14 protein-coding genes are annotated in these 17,828 nt (G+C 66.4%); 9 read left to right on the top strand and 5 right to left on the bottom strand.

All coding sequences use genetic code 11. The features are described from left to right. Positions 1 to 816 (bottom strand): glycosyltransferase family 2 protein, encoded by an 816-nt coding sequence (locus H8F01_RS09525; protein ID WP_187058787.1) that lies wholly within the window; start codon positions 814 to 816, stop codon positions 1 to 3. A gap of 309 nt (positions 817 to 1,125) precedes the next feature. Between H8F01_RS09525 and H8F01_RS09520 the strand changes: the two genes are divergently transcribed. From H8F01_RS09520 to H8F01_RS09500, 5 genes are all read left to right on the top strand, one after another. After that, positions 1,126 to 2,028, top strand: coding sequence for a hypothetical protein (locus tag H8F01_RS09520; protein WP_187058786.1), 903 nt, complete (start codon positions 1,126 to 1,128; stop codon positions 2,026 to 2,028). Between the two features lie 96 nt (positions 2,029 to 2,124). Continuing rightward, positions 2,125 to 3,021: a glycosyltransferase family 2 protein gene (locus tag H8F01_RS09515; protein ID WP_187058785.1), complete on the top strand. Its 897-nt coding sequence runs from the start codon at positions 2,125 to 2,127 to the stop codon at positions 3,019 to 3,021. Beyond that, positions 3,018 to 4,235: an O-antigen ligase family protein gene (locus tag H8F01_RS09510; protein WP_187058784.1), complete on the top strand. Its 1,218-nt coding sequence runs from the start codon at positions 3,018 to 3,020 to the stop codon at positions 4,233 to 4,235. The genes H8F01_RS09515 and H8F01_RS09510 overlap by 4 nt, the downstream gene beginning before the upstream one ends. Beyond that, a complete protein-coding gene (locus tag H8F01_RS09505) occupies positions 4,232 to 5,074 on the top strand; it encodes a glycosyltransferase family 2 protein (RefSeq protein ID WP_187058783.1) in 843 nt (280 codons plus the stop codon). The genes H8F01_RS09510 and H8F01_RS09505 overlap by 4 nt, the downstream gene beginning before the upstream one ends. Beyond that, entirely contained in the window at positions 5,071 to 6,186 is a 1,116-nt protein-coding gene (locus H8F01_RS09500) for a glycosyltransferase family 4 protein (protein WP_187058782.1), read from the top strand. The genes H8F01_RS09505 and H8F01_RS09500 overlap by 4 nt, the downstream gene beginning before the upstream one ends. Positions 6,187 to 7,339: 1,153 nt before the next feature. On the opposite strand, the gene H8F01_RS09495 is transcribed toward H8F01_RS09500, so the two are convergent. The 4 genes from H8F01_RS09495 to def form a co-directional block, all read right to left on the bottom strand. Then, the gene (locus H8F01_RS09495) at positions 7,340 to 9,070 is read right to left on the bottom strand and encodes an ArnT family glycosyltransferase (protein ID WP_187058781.1); all 1,731 of its coding nucleotides are present in this window, start codon (positions 9,068 to 9,070) and stop codon (positions 7,340 to 7,342) included. A gap of 85 nt (positions 9,071 to 9,155) precedes the next feature. Further along, a complete protein-coding gene (gene rsmB, locus H8F01_RS09490) occupies positions 9,156 to 10,451 on the bottom strand; it encodes a 16S rRNA (cytosine(967)-C(5))-methyltransferase RsmB (RefSeq protein ID WP_187058780.1) in 1,296 nt (431 codons plus the stop codon). Between the two features lie 83 nt (positions 10,452 to 10,534). Continuing rightward, on the bottom strand, positions 10,535 to 11,455 hold the full coding sequence (gene fmt, locus H8F01_RS09485) for a methionyl-tRNA formyltransferase (protein WP_187058779.1): 921 nt from the start codon (positions 11,453 to 11,455) through the stop codon (positions 10,535 to 10,537). Further along, the gene (def, locus tag H8F01_RS09480) at positions 11,452 to 11,961 is read right to left on the bottom strand and encodes a peptide deformylase (RefSeq protein ID WP_187058778.1); all 510 of its coding nucleotides are present in this window, start codon (positions 11,959 to 11,961) and stop codon (positions 11,452 to 11,454) included. Before def ends, fmt begins: the two co-directional genes overlap by 4 nt. Positions 11,962 to 12,150: 189 nt before the next feature. On the opposite strand from def, the gene H8F01_RS09475 reads away from it, so the two are divergent. From H8F01_RS09475 to tsaC, 4 genes are all read left to right on the top strand, one after another. Beyond that, positions 12,151 to 13,278 (top strand): LysM peptidoglycan-binding domain-containing protein, encoded by a 1,128-nt coding sequence (locus tag H8F01_RS09475; RefSeq protein WP_187058777.1) that lies wholly within the window; start codon positions 12,151 to 12,153, stop codon positions 13,276 to 13,278. A gap of 81 nt (positions 13,279 to 13,359) precedes the next feature. Beyond that, on the top strand, positions 13,360 to 14,487 hold the full coding sequence (dprA, locus tag H8F01_RS09470; protein ID WP_187058776.1) for a DNA-processing protein DprA: 1,128 nt from the start codon (positions 13,360 to 13,362) through the stop codon (positions 14,485 to 14,487). Positions 14,488 to 14,611: 124 nt separating this feature from the next. Further along, positions 14,612 to 17,137, top strand: coding sequence for a DNA topoisomerase I (locus H8F01_RS09465; RefSeq protein ID WP_187058775.1), 2,526 nt, complete (start codon positions 14,612 to 14,614; stop codon positions 17,135 to 17,137). Next, on the top strand, positions 17,138 to 17,710 hold the full coding sequence (gene tsaC / locus H8F01_RS09460; protein ID WP_187058774.1) for an L-threonylcarbamoyladenylate synthase type 1 TsaC: 573 nt from the start codon (positions 17,138 to 17,140) through the stop codon (positions 17,708 to 17,710). It begins immediately after the preceding gene. Positions 17,711 to 17,828: the final 118 nt, after the last annotated feature.

Raw genomic sequence — 17,828 nt, 5'->3', positions numbered from 1 at the left:
TCAACGTTCAATGCCGTGACGTAGAAGAGCGGCTTCGGCAAGCCGCACAGATTCGGCATTGTGGCGCATCTCGAAGTAACGCATGCGCTTGTACAGTGCGTAGCTCGCCGCGGTATGCGCGACGATGAAGCCGCGCCAGCCGTCCAGCGCGCCCAGACGCACGACGTAGTCCTTCATGAAGGTCAGCCAGTACACGAAGGGTGCCTGCCACATGCGCTCGGACCTGCCCTTGTCCAGCCAGTCCTTGCACTTGAGTTCGGAATAGCGCAACACCTTCAGCTGCTTGTGCACCAGCGTGGGGTTGTTGATGTGGTTGAAGTGCGCGCGCAGGGTGGGCACCGTGCCTTCGAAGCGCAGCGATTCGTGCACGCGGGCATCGGACCAGCGGGCGCGGCCGCGGTGGTAGACGCGCGCCATCTTTTCGCCCACGGAAGGCCGGTACCAGCGCATGGGCTGGCCCATGAAGATGGTCCGCCGACGCAGGATGGCGGCAGGAGCCTTGCCGGCCATCAGCGCGGGCAGGGTCTGTTCCAGTTCCCGGGCCAGCTCGGGGCTCAGGCTCTCGTCCGCGTCCAGTGCCAGGATCCAGTCGTGCGAACACAGGATGGCTGCGGCGTTGCGCTGGGGGCCGAAGCCCAGCCAGTCCTGGTGCACCACGCGGGCGCCATGCGCCTGGGCAATGGCCACCGTATCGTCGGAGCTGCCGCTGTCGACCACGAGCTTCTCGGCCGCAAACGGCACGCTGTCGAGACAGCGCGCGATGTTGTCGGCTTCGTTGTGGGTAATGACTACCAGGGTGATCGGAAGCATGGTCATGCGCGGCATTCTAGGGCAAGGCCGTGGCCGTATCGCCCGAGGCTGCCCCGGGTCGGCGGCCCGGTGCCGTTCCGGCGCTGTTCCGGTTGCTGAATCCTTGATCAGCTAAGATGCCGCCGCCTCGGGGTGGGGTATCGGGCGTGCTGCCCGTGTGGCTGGCTTTCCGGTGACAGGGCCGGCAAAGTCGCCACGGTATCCATGGGTTGGACACGTCGTCCTTTCGGGCTGCACGGGCGTTTACGGCCGTGTGGGTAACGTTGACAGGTATCCGGATGGCAGTGGCCAGGATCGGAACGGGGCAGGAGTGTCATGGGTGAGCGGGCCAATCTGATCCTGGGCGCGGCGGCTGGATATACGCCCGACAAGATCAGGCTTTTCGTGCAGAGTCTTGCTCGCGTGGGTTTCCGCGGCAGGCTGGTGCTGTTCGTGTATCGCGGCCAGATGGAGGCCGTGCAGGCGCTGGTGCGCGAACGCGCGCCGGCGCTGGACGTGGCGCTGGTGCCGATCCGCGGCATCCGTGAGCACATCAAGTTCCTGCGCTCCTGCTACAAGCGCCTGTTCGAACTGGTGCCTGCCGAGCAGCTGCCGGGACTCAAGCGCCGCATGCTGCGCTTCCAGGGCATGCCGCATGTCTCGCGCTACTTCCACTACGAGGATTACCTCCGCGCGCATGGCGAGTACACGCACGTGCTGCTGAGCGACGTGCGCGACGTCGTGTTCCAGGACGATCCCTTCCGGGGCGTGGAACAGGGGCTTTACCTGGGCATGGAAAGCCAGGCGCTCACCATCGCCACCGAGCCGTTCGACCGCGACTGGATGCTCGATGCCTACGGCGAAACCATGCTGCAGCGCATTGGCGATCGCCAGGTGTCCTGCTCCGGGGTGACGCTGGGCGACGCGGCGTCGATGACGGCCTATATCCATCAGGTGCTGCAGGAGGCCATGAGCCTTCCGTTCAGCAAGATGAAGACGCGGATTTACGACCAGGCCTTCCACAACAAGCTGCTGCACTGCGGTGAGCTCGGTGCCACCTCGTTGTGCCAGCCGCTGCAATCGTTGATTGCCACGGTGGGATGTCTGGATGCGTCGCAATTCGTACTGTCCAACGATGGCATGCTGCTCAACGAGGACGGGCAGGCCGTTCCCATCGTGCACCAGTACGACCGCCACCCTGTACTCGTGAGCGCTTTCGAGGCCAGAATGCCTGTCTGAGGCGCAGGATGCGCCCTGGTGCAGGGCGTCGTCCGGAAAGCGGGGCGGGTACCACCATCGCCTGCCCTGCGCTAACCCAACGTAGAACCGATCGTCATGCCCAACCCTTCTCCGACCACCGTTTCGCTGCTGGTCTCCACCTACAACTGGAAAGAGGCCCTTGCGCTGGTCCTGCGCAGCGTGGCCCAGCAGAGCCGCCTGCCCGACGAGGTCATCGTGGTGGACGACGGCTCCCGCGAGGACACGGCGGCCCTGTTGCAGGCCATCGCCCGCACGTTCCCGGTGCCGCTGCGCCACGTGTGGCAGCCGGATGAAGGGTTCCGCAAGGCGCGCATCCTCAATCGAGGCATTGCCGCGGCGCGTGGCGACTATGTCGTCCAGGTGGATGGCGACATGGTGCTGCACCGGCATTTCGTGGCGGACCACCTGAGCCTGGCTCACCCTGGCCTGTTCCTGCAGGGCACGCGCATCCGCACCACCGTGGCGGAGACCGCGCGCCTGATCGGTGGTGGCAAGCCGCGCTTCAGCTGGTTCACCGACGCCTACTTCCGTGACGACAAGGACCGCAGTACCTATCACTTCGGTCGTCGCCACCACACCTTGCGGCTGCCCTGGCTGGCGCGGCTGAAGTCGCGCTCCAGCGGCCATCCGATGGGCTGCAACGTGAGCTTCTGGCGCGAAGACCTGCTCAACGTCAACGGTTATGACGAGCGCATGCACGGCTACGGCAGCGAAGACCTGGAAATCGACATCCGCCTGCAGAACGCCGGCCTGCGTCGCAGCCAGATCAAGTTCGCCGCGCTGGCCCTGCATCTGGAACACCGCAGCGTGTCTCCGCCCGACCCGGCCGATCCGGACCTGCCGAACAACCGACTGTTGTATGCCAGCCGTGACGCGCGACTGATCCGCACCGAGCATGGCCTGGATGCGCATCTCGCCGACTTCACCCAGCCGCCGGCAGACTTGCGTGAGCAGTCGGTGAGGGCGGAATGAGCGACGCACATCAGGACGATCTCCCGGCAGCCGTGACGCTGGCCGGGGATGGCTCCCTCACGCGCTGGCTTCAGCGCGCCGTGGTGGTCGGCGTCATCTGGCTGATCCTCGGCATGGCCATCATGCCGGCGGGCGTGTCGTTCAACCCGGGCAGGCTTTACCAGCGCGTGCTGGGGTTCACCCTGTATCTGCCCGCCTTGCTGCTGTTGCTCACCCGGCCGTCGCGCGCGCTGGATTTCTGGCGTCAGTCGCTGGTGCCCTGGGTGCTCCTGCTGATGGCCTGGGGCCTGTTGAGCCTGCTCTGGGCCCACACGGCGCGACCCGCGGACGAAGCCGGCCACAACGTCAGCATTCTGCTGTTCCTGTTCGGCTGGCAGCAGGTGTTCAGTCGCAACGAGGCGCTGATCCGGCGCGTGCTGGTCGGGTGCAGCCTTGCCATGGCGCTGGTCGCGGTGGTGGCGATCACGATGAACGCGCTGCATGGCCAGCCGGATGGACGGCTGGTGGGCTTCGGCGTCATGGCCAATGCCAACCTGGCCGCTGGCGCCATGGGCGCAGCCCTGCTGTGGCTGTGGCCATGGCGCTTCGACGATCGTCGCCTGCTCATCGCCAAATGGGCGGCTATTTCGATTCTGGGCTTTTTCGTGCTGATGACGTTGACGCGCAGTGCGCTGGCCGCCCTGTTCTTCGCCCTGGTGCTTATGGTGCTGAGCCGTGGTGGCCGCCGGGCCTGGTGGTACGCCGGTATCGTGGTGGCGCTGGGCGTGGTCGCGGCACTGGCGGGGGCGCAGTTCCTGATGGCGCGCGGCCTGTCGTTGCGGCCGGAAATCTTCGCCCAGTCCATGCGCCTGTTCCAGGCGCATCCGTGGCTGGGCCTGGGTGAAGGCACGCCCTTCCGGTTCTCTGCCGGCGGCGAAGTGATGACCCACGCCCACAACATGTACAGTCAGCTGGCGATCGAGCTGGGTCTTCCCGGCCTGGTGCTCTGGACCGGCATCTGGCTCACGCTGGGTTGGCGCGGCTGGTGTTGCCGCCGCGAGCCGCTGGGCGCGATCGTGCTGGGCCTGTGGGCGTTCGGCACGGTGCTGGTGCAGTTCGACCTGCCCCATCTGATCGACAGCCCGCGTCCCGGCTGGCTGATCACCTGGCTGCCGCTGGCGCTGGGCATGTCGCTGGCATACCGGCCTGACAGGGGTAACGCGAACGCCGCATGAAAGTCTCGTTGATCGTCCTCACCTACAACTGGCCGCAGGCCCTGGAGAAGGTGTTGCTCGGTATTGCCGCGCAAACCTGCCCGCCCGACGAAGTGTTGGTCGCGGACGATGGTTCCGGTCCGGAAACAGCGGCCGTCATTGCCCGGCTTGCCGCGGATTTCCCCGTGCCGCTGCGCCACCTGTGGCATGAAGACAAGGGTTTTCGCGCCGCGCGGGCACGCAATCGCGGCATTGCTGCCAGTCGCGGCGACTACGTGATCCTGCTCGACGGCGACATGCTGGTGGAGCCCCATTTTGTGGCCGATCACCTGATGCTGGCCGAGCGCGGCTACTTCCTGCAGGGCGGGCGCATCAAGGCCACGCCGGAGGAGTCGCAACGATTGCTGGCAGGCAAGGCGCCGGTCTTCGCGCCCTGGTCCGCCGCCCGATTCGACGAGTTCGACGGCACCCGCCGGCTGTATGCATTCCGCGCGCCCTTGCTTGCGCGCTGGAAGTCCCGTTCGCGCAACGGCGGGCGCGTGATGAGCTGCAACATGAGCTTCTGGCGCGATGACCTGCTGCGCGTGAATGGCTTCGACGAACGCATGGAAGGCTACGGCGCCGAGGATCGCGAGCTGGCCGCGCGACTGGAGAACACCGGCCTGAAGCGTCGCGCGCTGAAATGGGCGGCGTTGGCCGTGCACCTGTGGCACAACTCGCGTTCACCGCCGGACGTGGATGACATGAGCCTGCCGAACAACCGCCTGTTCCACGCGACCCGCACGCAGGGCATCACCGGGTGCGAGCGCGGCGTGAACCAGCATGTCGACCTGCTCGACGACGAGTCGCGCCCGGCATGAAGCTGCTCTACACCAATTTCCACTACGGTGACGGCGGTGGTCATACCACCTACATCCGCGAACTCGCCGCGGCGCTGGCTTCGCGCCATGAAGTGCACGTGGCCGTGCCGCCGGGCAGTCGCCTCAATCGCGAGGCGCGCGCCCTGCCCGGAGTATTCGTGCTGGACCAGCCGTTTCCCAATGGCCTGAACAAGTGGAAGCAGCGTCGTCGTGCGCGCGCGCAGCTGGCGGCCTACCTGAAAGAGCAGAATTTCGACATCGTCCACGTCAACGGTTCCGCCGATCACCGCCTGGTGTTGTCGGCCATGCCGCCGAAACGGCCAGCGCTGGTGTGGACCAAGCACAACTCCAAGCCCGTGCGCGGCATCGGCGCCGCGCTGCGTGCCCGCCGCACGGATCTGGTCATTGCCGTGTGCGAATACACGCGCCGCGAGCTGCTGCACACCGCCTATCGGCATTGCCGCCTGGAAACCGTCTACAACGGCGTCGACATCGAGCGCTGGTCGCCATGGACGGCTGCCGCCGCCAGGGCCGAACGGGCGCGCTGGGACGGTGGCGACAGCGAGGTGTTGTTGTTGGGCAGCAACGCTGGAACAGCCAGCTACAAGGGCTGGATGGACCTGATGGAAGCGCTGCCCTTGCTTCCCGACGAGATTCGCCGCCGCGTGCGCGTGCTTATCGCCGGCGTGCCGCCCAAGGCCGAGGAGCTCGAGCGCGTCGAGGCGCTCGGCGTGGCCGGCCAGGTGGTGTTTCCTGGCGTGTTGAGTGACCCGCGCGGCATGGTGGCATCGATGGATGCGGGTTTCGTGCTGTCCTACGACGTGGAGACGATCTCCTTCGCCTGCCGGGAGATGATGGCGATGGGCAAGCCCGTGCTGCTTACCCGTTACGCAGGTTTGCCCGAGAACATCCGGGAGGGTGACGACGGGTGGCTGGTGCCGGTGCGCGATCCGCAGGCCATTGCTGCGGCGGTAACGATGCTGGTTGGGCAGAGGGATGCATTGCCGGGGATGGGGTTGGCGGCACGGGCGCATGCGGAGAGGGAGTTTGGGTTGCCGGTGTTTGTGGGGAGGACGGAAGAGGTGTACGAGAGGTTGTTGGCGTCGCGGTAGTGGATTGTTCGTGCGGGTGCTCCCCTCGTCGTCTCATTCCTTAGCCGTCATCCCGACGGAAGCTGGAGGCGCGTTTCAACAGCCGAATGGCTGGTCATCCATGACCCCAGTGGCTGGTTTTCGCCTCACCGTCATTCCTGCGGAGGCAGGAGGTGCTTTTCAACCGCCGAAGGGCGGGTCATCCAGTGTCTTTGCTCTCGGCCTTCGGTAGTCACGCAGGCGCCAGGTTGCCGCTTACGCAGCGGAGGCGTTTCGACCTTCTGCCGAAGGCCGAGTCACTTTTCTTTTGCTGGCCCAAAAGAAAAGTAACCCAAAGAAAATGGCCTTAAAGGCTGGCAGCATGTCGATGGGATAAGCCCTAGCGGCTGAGGAACGTTGTTGTGGGACAACCTTCGCCTCTACACAGCGGGTACTTCCAAGCGCTTCGCAACGCGCCGAAGCGAAGAGGACTTAACGCGGAGCGTCGTGCCGCTTTGCGGCACATCCTTCCATGCCCGTAGGGTGTTCACGTTGAACATCCCCTGTCGCTCGTCCTCTCCCGTTCGGGAGAGGACTGGGGTGAGCACTGAGGCGAGAAAGAAACGGGCTTCACACGGTGCGAGACACCCCTGTAGGAGCGCACCTTGTGCGCGACCGCAGCGTCGTGTCGATACCGCTCCGTCAGGTGGTCGCGCACAGGGTGCGCTCCTACAGACAAGCTGAGCCGGTACGCAATACGCCGTCGCGCTTGCGACGCGACGTGCAGCGCAGCTGCACGAGCCTTCGGCTCTGGCTCCAGCTTTTGACCTACCCGACCCCTTGAGCGGCGGTGAGGGGCGGACGACAGGCCCGCAGGGGGATCGGCAGGGATGCCGATCCCTTTTCGACAGGGCAGGACGCCCTGTCGAAAAGCCCGGCCGACCCTCACGCACTGGCCGGCTCTATCGGCCAGCGCCGCGATGGGGTGCTCTTTCTTTTGGTTACTTTTCTTTGAGCAAGCAAAGAAAAGTGACCCGGCCTCCGGCAGGAGGTCGGAAGCCCGCGGCAGGCGAGCACGGTTGCGAAAATCCTGGGTCAGGCGATTTGCGAAAACCAAAACCGGGTTGATGGATCCCGCTCATCTCCGGGATGACTGCGCGCGACTCCAACGCACCACTACCGCCCGCCAACCACCTCACTCCTCCAGCGAAGCCGCCGGTACCCGATCCACATCCTCACTCGGCTGGCACCCCGCCACCACCGCATCCGCCTTGAACATCCACCACTCTCGTCGATTGGCGTGGCCCAGGCTGATGGCCTTGCTGCGATCCACGCAGTTGGCCATCACGCCGTCGAGGGCAAACAGCCAGCGGTGTGCGGGGTCTTCCGCCTGCCACTTCACGGCGGCGGCGTACTGGTCATGCCAGGGCTGGGTGAAGCCGAAATCCGTCGCGGGATGGTCGAGCATCAGCAGGTTCTGTTCCTTCCACGCCACCATGCCGAGCTGGTCCCCGGCTGGCAGGCGTTCGCGCACGTCCTGCATCAGGCTGGCGGCGGAGCTGGAATCGTTGAGGATGGGATAGGCCCACAGGCTCCACACCAGCCACATGGCAGCCATGCCGCCAGCCACGGCGGCCACGGCGCGGCGCACGCGCAGGGTGGCCACCAGTGCCAGCATGATGGTGCCGATGGTGATGGCCATCCACCACAGCGAGCGGCCGCCATCGTCGAAACCACGTGCAGTGGCGAATTCGGCGGCGAACTTCGGATGCGAAACCAACGCGGTGGCGCCGACGCCGAGCATGGCGGCGCCCATGATGCCGATGAACACCAGCCCGGCGATGCGCAGCCAGCGCTTCTGCAGGAGCTCCCCGAGATAGGGCGCGGTGATCAGCGCCAGCATGGGTAGCGCGGGCATGATGTAGACGTCGCGCTTGCCCTTGGGAATCGAGAAGAACACCAGCAGCAGCACGATCCAGCCCAGCGGCAGCAGGATGCGCGCATCCTTGGCCTTCAGCGCCTGCCACCAGCGCGGCAGCGTGCCCGGGTAGGTCAGCGACAGCGGCAACCAGGTGAACAGCACGATGGGGACGTAATAGAACACCGGATGGTGGTGGTCCCACGACTTGCCGTAGCGGCCGGCCGTCTGGTGGAACAGGATGTCGTTGACGTAGGCGGCGTAGGCCGGGTCGCCAGCATGCGCTTTCGCACCCAGCAGCATGGGCACCAGCCACAGCGCCATGGCGAGCAGCAGGGCAACCAGCCCCAATGCCCAGCGCCACCAGGCGCCCTGGCCCATGCGCGACACGCCGTTCCACTGGCCAAACGCGGCCACCATGTACGGAATGAGCAGAAGCAGCGCGAGCACGCCCACGCCCTTGGTGATCACGCCGAGTCCCGCACAGAAGCAGCCGAACCAGAACGCCCGCCAGTTCGGGCCCTTCAGCATGTGCACCAGCAGGCCCCAGTTTGCCGCGGTGATGTAGAACATCACCAGTGGGTCGATCTGTGCTCGCTTGGTCTGATAGACGAACTGGAACGTGATGAGCAGCGCCGAGGCGGCGTAGATGCCCACCTGGCGATTCCACAGGCGCCGGCCCAGATCGTAGACCAGCAGCAGCGATCCCAGTGCCGCCAGCAGCGAGGGCAGCAGGAAGGCGATGCGCCAGCTGCGCAGCACGGTGTAGCTGGCGGCCTCCAGCCAGAACAGCATGGGTGGCTTGTCGGAGTACAGCTCGCTGCCGCGATGCGGGAACAGCCAGTCGCCGCTTTCCACCATCTGCTTGGCGGCCAGCGCAAAACGCGGTTCGTCGGAGGGCCACGGGTCGCGCAGGCCCATGCCGGCGCCGATCACGATGAAGGCGATCAGCAGCAACAGCCAGAAACGGCGTCGTTCCAGAGGTGTGGCTTCAGAGAAAACGGACATGCAGGATTTCCGGGAGGCGGCCAGGCCGCGTCGCTAGGCAAACGGCCGGGCGGCTTCGGCGGTTTCATCCCGCCGACCCGCGGATTCAGGCCTTTTCGATGACGGCATAGTACATGCCGTCGAGGTCCCCATCGCCGGGCAGTACCTGCCAGCCAACGGTGGAAGCCTGTCCCACCGGCAAGCTGAAGCTGGCGGCGCGGGCATCAGGTTGCGTGGCCAGCCACTCGCCGACGATGGTGTCGTTTTCGGCGCGCAGCATGGAGCAGGTGATGTAGAGCAGGCGCCCGCCCGGTGCCAGCAGCGGCCACAAGGCCCCCAGGATGCGCCGCTGTTGTGCGGTGAGTGCGGCCAGGTCGCTCTCCCGGCGGTGCAGGCGCACATCGGGGCGTCGGCGCAGCACGCCGGTGGCCGAGCAGGGGGCGTCGATCAGGATGCGGTCGAACGGTTTGCCATCCCACCAGGCTTCCGGCTGGCCGGCGTCGCCGATGGCGATCTGCGCGGACAGCCCGAGGCGTTCGAGGTTCTGGGTGATGCGCTGCGCGCGCCTGGCGTCGAATTCCAGCGCCGTGAGCGCCAGGTCGGCGCGCTCGAGCAGGTGGCAGGCCTTGCCGCCGGGCGCGGCACAGGCATCCAGCACGCGCTGGCCGTCGCGAACGTCGGCAAGGTCGGCGGCAATCTGTGCGGCGCCATCCTGCACGGCGAATTCGCCGGCAGCGAAGCCGGGCAGGCGGGTGATGTCGGTGCTGTGCGGCAGCACGATCGCATCGGCCAGCCACGCATGGGCGTCAGCGGTATAGCCGTCCGAACGCAGGCGGTCGATCAACGATTCGCGCGTGGCGCGGCGGCGATTCACGCGTAGCATCAGAGGCGGTTCGACGTTGTCGGCCGCCATCACGGCATCGGCCTGTTCGGGCCAGTCGCGGGCCAGCATCTTGGCCAGCCACACGGGGTGGGCGTGGCGCGTCTGCGGCTTGGCATCCAGGGTGGCCAGCAAGGTCTCGCGCTCGCGCTGCCAGCGGCGCAGCACGGCATTGACCAGCCCGGCCATGCGCGCCCGCTGCATCGCACGCGTGGCCTGCACGGTGGCGGCCACGGCGGCGTAGTCGGGCAGCTGCAGGATTTCCAGCTGAACCAGGCCGAGCACCAACAGGGCGTGCACTTCCGGTTCCTTCTGGCGCAGCGGCTTTTCCAGCAGGCGATCCAGCACCGGGTCGAAACGCAGCCACCAGCGGGCACCATCGCTGAGCAGCGCCATCAACAGGGCGCGGTCGCGGCTGTCGGCGAGCTTGGGCGCGTGGCGCTCCATGGCATCGCGCAGCGAGGCGCCACGCAGGGCAACGTCGGCAAGGGCTTGGGCAGCGAGGGCGCGGGTGTCGGTCATGGAGCGAGGAGTGAGTGCAGTGGAGTGAGTAGCGAGAGAAGCGGCTTGCAGGCCGTGAGCATTCTCTCACTCCTCACTTCTCTTCACTCACTTCTGGCCTTCATCGCGTTGAGGTAATCCGCCGCCGTGATGCGCTTGCCGCCGGCACGCTGCAGCGCGGTGACGCGCAGGGCGCCTTCGCCACAGGCGATGTCGATGCCCTCGCGGCTCATGCCCAGCACCGAACCCGGTGAGCCGTGGCCTTCGACGGCGCGGGCCGCCCAGATGCGCAGGGTTTCACCGTTGACGTCGCCCTCGGCCACCGGCCAGGGGTCGAACGCGCGCACCTGGCGCTCCAGCTCGATCGCCGGCCGGGTGAAGTCGAGCCGCGCTTCGGCCTTGTCCAGCTTGTGCGCGTAGGTGACGCCTTCGTCCGGCTGCGGCCGGGGAAGCAGAGTTTCGCCCGCCATCACGCGGGCCAGGCCGTCGGCGAGCACGTCGGCGCCCAGCGCGGCCAGGCGGTCGTGCAGCGTGCCGCCGGTGTCTTCCGGGCTGATCGGGGTACGGCGTTCCAGCAGTACCGGGCCGGTATCCAGGCCCGCCTCCATCTGCATCAGGTCGACGCCGCTTTCGCCATCACCGGCCAGGATGGCGCGCTGGATCGGTGCCGCGCCGCGCCAGCGCGGCAGCAGGCTGGCATGCACGTTCCAGCAGCCCAGGCGCGGAATGGCCAGCACCTTGCGCGGCAGGATCAGCCCGTAGGCCACCACCACCATCAGGTCCGGGGCATAGGCGGCCAGCGTGGCGCGGGCCTCTTCCGACTTGAGCGATTCGGGCTGCTCCACCGGAATGCCGGCGTCGAGGGCGGCCTGCTTCACCGGGCTGGGTGTCAGCTTGCGGCCACGGCCGGCGGGCCGGTCCGGCTGGGTATAGACAGCCACGACCTCGGCACCGCTGGCGCGGCACGCTTCAAGGCAGGGAACGGAGAATTCGGGGGTGCCCGCGAAAACAACGCGGAGCTTCAAGCGCTGGCCGCCTGCTTGCGCTGCTTGTCCAGGCGCTTGAGCAGCATGGAACGCTTGAGCGGCGACAGGTAGTCCACGAACACCTTGCCGGCCAGGTGATCCATTTCGTGCTGGATGCACACTGCCAGCGGGCCTTCGAACTCGCGCACGACCTCGTTGCCGTCCACGTCGTTGGCCTTCACCTTCACCTTCAGGGCGCGGGTAACGTCGGCATAGATGCCCGGGAACGACAGGCAGCCTTCCTGGTAGACCTGGGCGCCGTCCTTTTCCAGGATCTGCGCGTTGATCAGCACGATGGGCTCGTTGCGCTCGTCGCTCATGTCGGCGACCAGCACCTGCTGGTGCACATTGACCTGGGTTGCCGCCAGACCGACACCATTGGCGTCATACATGGTCTCGAACATGTCGGCCACGAACTGCTTGAGTTCGGCGTCGAACGCGCGGACCGGTTCGGCCCGGGTACGCAGGCGGGGGTCGGGAAATTCGAGAATGGTCAGAACGGACATGGTTTTTACCTCGGCGCCAAAAATGCGGGCGAATCGGTGAAAACCAAGCCCGGGCGCGATCTAGAATGGCCTTTATTGTACGCCTCCAAGCCCCCGTCTGGCATGCTGTTTTGCCAACTGGTCACGGTTGCGTGAACAAGTTGTTCGGTTAAACTCGCCCGAGCGTCGGGGGATGGGGGATTCCCGTTTATGATCAGAAAGTCCATTGGGCTGCTGGCCGGCATGCTGGTCACGGTGGCTGTTTACGCTGCGGGTGCGCAATTGCGTGCCGATCATCCCGATACCTATACGGTACGAAAGGGCGACACGCTCTGGGCGATCTCCGCACGTTTCCTGTCCAAGCCCTGGCTGTGGCCGGAAATCTGGCAGGCCAATCCGCAGGTACAGAACCCGCATCTCATCTATCCAGGTGACGTGCTGAATCTTTCGTTTGCCAATGGTCCGCGCCTGGGCTTGCAGCCGCGCGTGCGTGCCGAGGGCGACGCCATCCCCGCCATTCCGCTGGAACAGCTGCAGACGTTCCTGAAGGAAATGCGCGTGCTGCCGTCCCACGACGTGGAGTCGCTGCCCTATGTGGTCGGCTTCGAAGAGGCGGACTTGCGCGGCACGGTGGGCAGGAACGTCTATGTGCGCAACCTCTCGGCCGAACCGGGCCAGCGGTATGCCATCGTGCGTCCCACCCAGACTTTCCGCGACTTCGACAGCAAGAAGGGCCGTGACAACGGTTCGGACCTGGTGGCGCATCCGCTGGACAGCAACGTGTCGCTGGTCCGCACGCCGTGGAAGGAAGACTTCCGCGCCGACGGCCACTACGGCCATGGCGACGACATCGGTACCGAGGTCATGGTGATCGGCACCGCCGAGGTGCTGCGCACCGGCGATCCGACCACCCTGCTCCTGCTGAACTCCACCATGGAGATCAACAAGGGCGACCGCCTGTTGCCGATCGACGACAAGCCGTACGACGCCTACTACTACCCGCATGCGCCCAAGTCGCTGCCCAACAACGCCCGTGTCATCGCCTTCGCCGATGCCTACGACGCGGTGGGTCCGCACCAGGTGGTGGCGTTGAACATCGGCTCGCAGGACGGCGTGGATAACGGCCAGACCTATTCGATCTACCAGCCGGGCGAAACCATTCCCGATGACGTGGCCAGCAACAGCTGGAACCGCGGCACCGGCAAGGAAGTGACGCTGCCGCAGGAGTTCGTGGGCCACGTGATGGTGTTCCGCACCTTCGACCGCGTCAGCTACGGCCTGATCATGGACGGCCTGCGCCCGGTCCATAGGCACGACAAGCTCGAACTGCCCGAATAAGGCGGCAACGGCACAGGACGACAGAACGGCGCGGTTCACACCGCGCCGTTTCTTTTTGGGCCGCCCTTACGCTGGGCGGCCATGGATGAAACCGCCCACCGCCGCGCCTGGCTCACCCTGCTGCGCACGCCCCGCCTCGGGCCGGGAGCGCTGCGCGAACAGCTGGCCGCCTGCGGAGGCCAGCCCGATGCAGCGCTCGAGGCGTTGAGGCAGCGCCTGCCCACCCTGCCCGACGATACGCGTCGCTGGCTGGCAAGCCCCGACAACCGCCGTCTCGACGCCGACCTGGCCTGGCTCGACCAGCCCGGCCGGCGCCTGATGATCCATACCGACGAGGATTTCCCGCCGCTGCTGGAGGCCATTCCGCAGCCGCCCGTCGCGTTGTTCGTGGTGGGTGATGCCAGCCTGCTCCTGCGTGCCCAGCTGGCCGTGGTCGGCGCGCGCAGGGCCACCCTGGGCGGGCGCATGCTTGCCCGTGCCTTCGCACAGGAGCTCGGCCGTGCCGGTTTCACCATCACCAGCGGCATGGCTGACGGCATCGACGGCGCCGCCCACCTGGCCGCGCTGGAGGCGGCCCTGCCCACGGTAGCGGTGATGGGCACCGGGCCGGACCGGGTCTATCCGGCCAGGCATCACGCTCTGGCGCGCCGGCTGGCCACTGAGGGAGCGCTGGTCAGTGAATTCCCCCCGGGCACGCCGGCCCGCGTCGACCACTTTCCCCGCCGCAACCGTCTGATCTCCGGCCTGTCGCTGGGCACCCTGGTGGTGGAGGCCGGCCTGCAGTCCGGGTCACTCATCACGGCCCGACTGGCGGCCGAACAGGGGCGCGAGGTGTTCGCCCTGCCCGGTTCCATTCATAATCCGCTCGCTCACGGCTGCCATCGGCTTATTCGCGATGGCGCGCGGCTGGTCGAAACGGCTGCTGAAATCGTGGAAGTGCTTGCTCCCGCTGCTGTCGCATTGGGTCGTGAGCTGGCGGTCCGGTTGGACGGGGCCGCTGTCGCGACACCTCAAGAGACGGCATCCGACGTCGATCCATCCCTGCTGGCGCTGCTCGATGCGCTGGGTCACAGGCCGGTCGCGCTGGATGAACTGGCGGCCTTCACCGGCAAAACTGTCGCGGAACTTGCGTCTGCGCTGTTGCAGCTGGAACTGGAGGGCAGGGTCGAATCGTTGCCAGGCAGCCGCTACCAGCGTTTGCCGGCCTGACGAAAGTCGACGTGCGGCGCGCTTTCACATGGTTCAGCTTGACGGCGTCAGGCCGCCATGCCTTTAACTAAATATAGGAAGCCGGCCCAGACGGGGCGGCTGTAGATGGCGGATACCGAGTTACATGGCAAAGAACCTGCTCATCGTCGAGTCGCCGGCCAAGGCCAAGACGATCAACAAATACCTCGGCAAGGACTTCCAGGTCCTGGCCTCCTACGGTCACGTGCGTGACCTGAAGCCAAAGGAAGGAGCGGTCGATCCCGAGAATGGCTTCGCCATGGCCTACGAGATCATCGATCGCAACGAGAAACACGTCGACGCCATCGCCAAGGCAGCCAAGGTCGCCGACGACATCTATCTCGCGACCGACTTGGATCGCGAAGGCGAAGCCATCTCCTGGCACATCAGCGAGATCCTCAAGGAGCGCGGCCTGACCAAGGGCAAGCACCTTCATCGCGTGGTGTTCTCGGAAATCACACCCAAGGCGATCAAGGCGGCCGTGGCTGCCCCGCGCCAGCTGTCGCACGACATGGTCGACGCGCAGCAGGCGCGCCGCGCGCTGGACTACCTGGTGGGCTTCAACCTGTCGCCGGTGCTGTGGCGCAAGGTGCAGCGCGGCCTGTCCGCCGGCCGCGTGCAGTCACCGGCGCTGCGCATGATCGTGGAGCGCGAGGAAGAGATCGAAGCCTTCGTCGCCCGCGAGTACTGGACCATCGAAGCCTCCCTGCGTCACCCGGAAGGCGACTTCAGCGCGCGCCTCACCCAGCTCAACGGCAAGAAGTTCGAGCAGTTCGACCTCACCAACGAACACGACGCACTGGCCGCGCGCCATGCGTTGAAGGAGGCCGCGCGCGGCCACCTCACCGTCAGCGACGTCAGCAGCAAGGAGCGCAAGCGTCGTCCGGCGCCGCCGTTCACCACCTCCACCCTGCAGCAGGAGGCCGCGCGCAAGCTGGGCTTCTCCACCAGCCGCACCATGAAGGTGGCGCAAGGCCTGTACGAAGGCGTGTCGCTGGGCAGCGAAGGCAACGTCGGCCTGATCACCTACATGCGTACCGACTCCGTGGCGTTGTCCGAAGACGCCGTGGTCGAGCTGCGCGAGCTGATCGCGCGCGACTTCGGCCAGAAGGCGCTGCCCGACGGCGCGCAGGTCTACAAGTCCAAGTCCAAGAACGCGCAGGAAGCCCATGAAGCCGTTCGACCGACGTCCGCCATGCGCACGCCGCGCGAAGTGGCGTCGTACCTCAACGACGAACAGCGCAAGCTCTACGAACTGATCTGGAAACGTACCGTCGCGTGCCAGATGATCCACGCCACCATGAACACCGTGTCGGTGGAATTTGCCGTGCCGCACGTGAAGGGCGGTGATGCATCGTTCCGTTCCACCGGCACCACCGTGATCGATCCGGGCTTCCTCGCCGTGTACGAGGAGGGCCGCGACCAGAAGACCGCCGAGGACGATGACGAAGGCCGCCGCCTGCCCAAGCTCGACGTGGGCGAGCGGGTGTCGCTGCAGGACATCGCCGCCGACCAGCACTTCACCGAGCCGCCGCCGCGCTACTCCGAAGCGAGCCTGGTGAAGGCGCTGGAAGAACACGGCATCGGTCGTCCGTCGACCTACGCCAGCATCATCCAGGTGCTGCTCAACCGCGAATACGTGTTCCTCGACAGCCGTCGCTTCAAGCCGACGGACGTGGGCCGCGCGGTGAGCAAGTTCCTCACCGCGCACTTCACCCGCTACGTCGACTACGACTTCACCGCCAAGCTCGAAGACGAGCTCGACGCGGTCAGCCGTGGCGAGGAGCAGTGGGTGCCGTTGATGGAGCGCTTCTGGCAGCCGTTCAAGCAGCAGGTGGACGAGAAGACCGAGACGGTCGATCGCAGCGAAGCCACCGGTGCGCGCGAACTGGGCACCGATCCGAAATCCGGCAAGCCGGTGTCCGTGCGCCTGGGCCGCTACGGGCCGTACGCGCAGATCGGCGACAAGGATACGGACGAGAAGCTGCAGTTTGCCTCGCTGCGTCCGGGCACCAGCATGCACACCATCACGCTGGAAGATGCGCTGGAGCTGTTCAAGCTGCCGCGCAAGCTCGGCCAGGCCGAGAACGGCGACGAAGTGTCAGTGGGCGTGGGCCGCTTCGGTCCGTTCGTGAAGCAGGGCAGCACCTATGCCTCGCTCAAGGCCGAGGACGACCCGTACACCATCGAGCTGCCGCGCGCCCTGCAGATCGTGCAGGAAAAGCTGGAGATGCTGGCCAACCGCATCATCAAGGACTTCGGCAACGGCATCCAGGTGCTCAACGGCCGCTTCGGCCCGTACATCACCGATGGCGAAAAGAACGCGCGCATTCCCAAGGACCAGGAGCCGAAGGACCTCACCGAGGCGCAGTGCGTCGAGCTGTTGGCGGCGGCCCCGGTGAAGAAGGGGCGCGGCGCGTTCAAGAAGACCGCGGCCAAGAAGGCGGCAGCCGAGAAGAAGCCGGCGGCGAAGAAGGCGGCGGCCAAGACCACCACCAAGACCGCCGCCAAGAAGACCACCGCCAAGAAGGCAGCGACCAAGAAGACCGCTGCAAAGAAGACGGTTGCCAAGAAAGCCACCGCCAAGACCGCCACCAAGAAGGCCGCTGCCAAGAAGAAGGCGGACGCGTAAGTGACGGCACGCTTCACCCTGGCCAACGTCGACGCTGCCGCCGCGCTGATCCGCAGCGGCGGCGTGCTGGCCTACCCGACCGAGGCCGTCTACGGGCTCGGTTGCGACCCGCACAACCGCGATGCCTTCGAGCGCCTGTTCGCACTCAAGCAGCGCCCGCCCACCCAGGGCGTGCTGTTGATTGCGGCGGATTTCGCGCAGGTGGAGCGCTACATCGACCTCGCCGCCGTGCCGGCCGACGTGCTGGCCCAGGTGCGCGAGAGCTGGCCCGGCCCCCATACCTGGATTTTTCCGCGCTCCGCGCTGGTACCCGACTGGGTCGCCGGCGCCCACGCCGGCATCGCCCTGCGCGTGACCGCCCACGAACCTGCCGCCGCCTTGTGTCGTGCCTACGGCGCGGCGCTGGTTTCCACCAGCGCCAACCCCCATGGCCAGCCGCCGGCACGCAGCGCCGACATGGCCGCGGGCTATTTCGGGGAGGCGCTCGAAGGGCTGCTGGACGCCCCGGTGGGCGGTCAGCAAAACCCGACAGTCATACGTGACGCCCTTTCGGGCGCTATCATTCGGGCTTGACCGAAGCCCGGACGACTCGCCGTCGTTATCCAGCGAGAATGAACGGCTTCCACACGCCACACGCTCCCGGTAGGGGGTGATTCAGTGGCTACCGCGAGGATGGGGAACCGCGCGGGCT

Source organism: Dyella telluris (assembly GCF_014297575.1).
Classification (GTDB): Bacteria; Pseudomonadota; Gammaproteobacteria; order Xanthomonadales; family Rhodanobacteraceae; genus Dyella; species Dyella telluris.
The sequence above is the reverse complement of the archived record's forward strand: the minus strand, read 5'-3'. Positions and strand labels throughout refer to the sequence as shown.

Coding starts and splice junctions, on each gene's coding strand:
- H8F01_RS09465 (WP_187058775.1), top strand. CDS start 14,612: ATGGCAAAGAACCTGCTCATCGTCGAGTCGCCGGCCAAGGCCAAGACG.
- H8F01_RS09500 (WP_187058782.1), top strand. CDS start 5,071: ATGAAGCTGCTCTACACCAATTTCCACTACGGTGACGGCGGTGGTCAT.
- H8F01_RS09515 (WP_187058785.1), top strand. CDS start 2,125: ATGCCCAACCCTTCTCCGACCACCGTTTCGCTGCTGGTCTCCACCTAC.
- H8F01_RS09520 (WP_187058786.1), top strand. CDS start 1,126: ATGGGTGAGCGGGCCAATCTGATCCTGGGCGCGGCGGCTGGATATACG.
- H8F01_RS09495 (WP_187058781.1), bottom strand. CDS start 9,070: ATGTCCGTTTTCTCTGAAGCCACACCTCTGGAACGACGCCGTTTCTGG.
- H8F01_RS09510 (WP_187058784.1), top strand. CDS start 3,018: ATGAGCGACGCACATCAGGACGATCTCCCGGCAGCCGTGACGCTGGCC.
- H8F01_RS09525 (WP_187058787.1), bottom strand. CDS start 816: ATGACCATGCTTCCGATCACCCTGGTAGTCATTACCCACAACGAAGCC.
- def (WP_187058778.1), bottom strand. CDS start 11,961: ATGTCCGTTCTGACCATTCTCGAATTTCCCGACCCCCGCCTGCGTACC.
- H8F01_RS09475 (WP_187058777.1), top strand. CDS start 12,151: ATGATCAGAAAGTCCATTGGGCTGCTGGCCGGCATGCTGGTCACGGTG.
- rsmB (WP_187058780.1), bottom strand. CDS start 10,451: ATGACCGACACCCGCGCCCTCGCTGCCCAAGCCCTTGCCGACGTTGCC.
- H8F01_RS09505 (WP_187058783.1), top strand. CDS start 4,232: ATGAAAGTCTCGTTGATCGTCCTCACCTACAACTGGCCGCAGGCCCTG.
- dprA (WP_187058776.1), top strand. CDS start 13,360: ATGGATGAAACCGCCCACCGCCGCGCCTGGCTCACCCTGCTGCGCACG.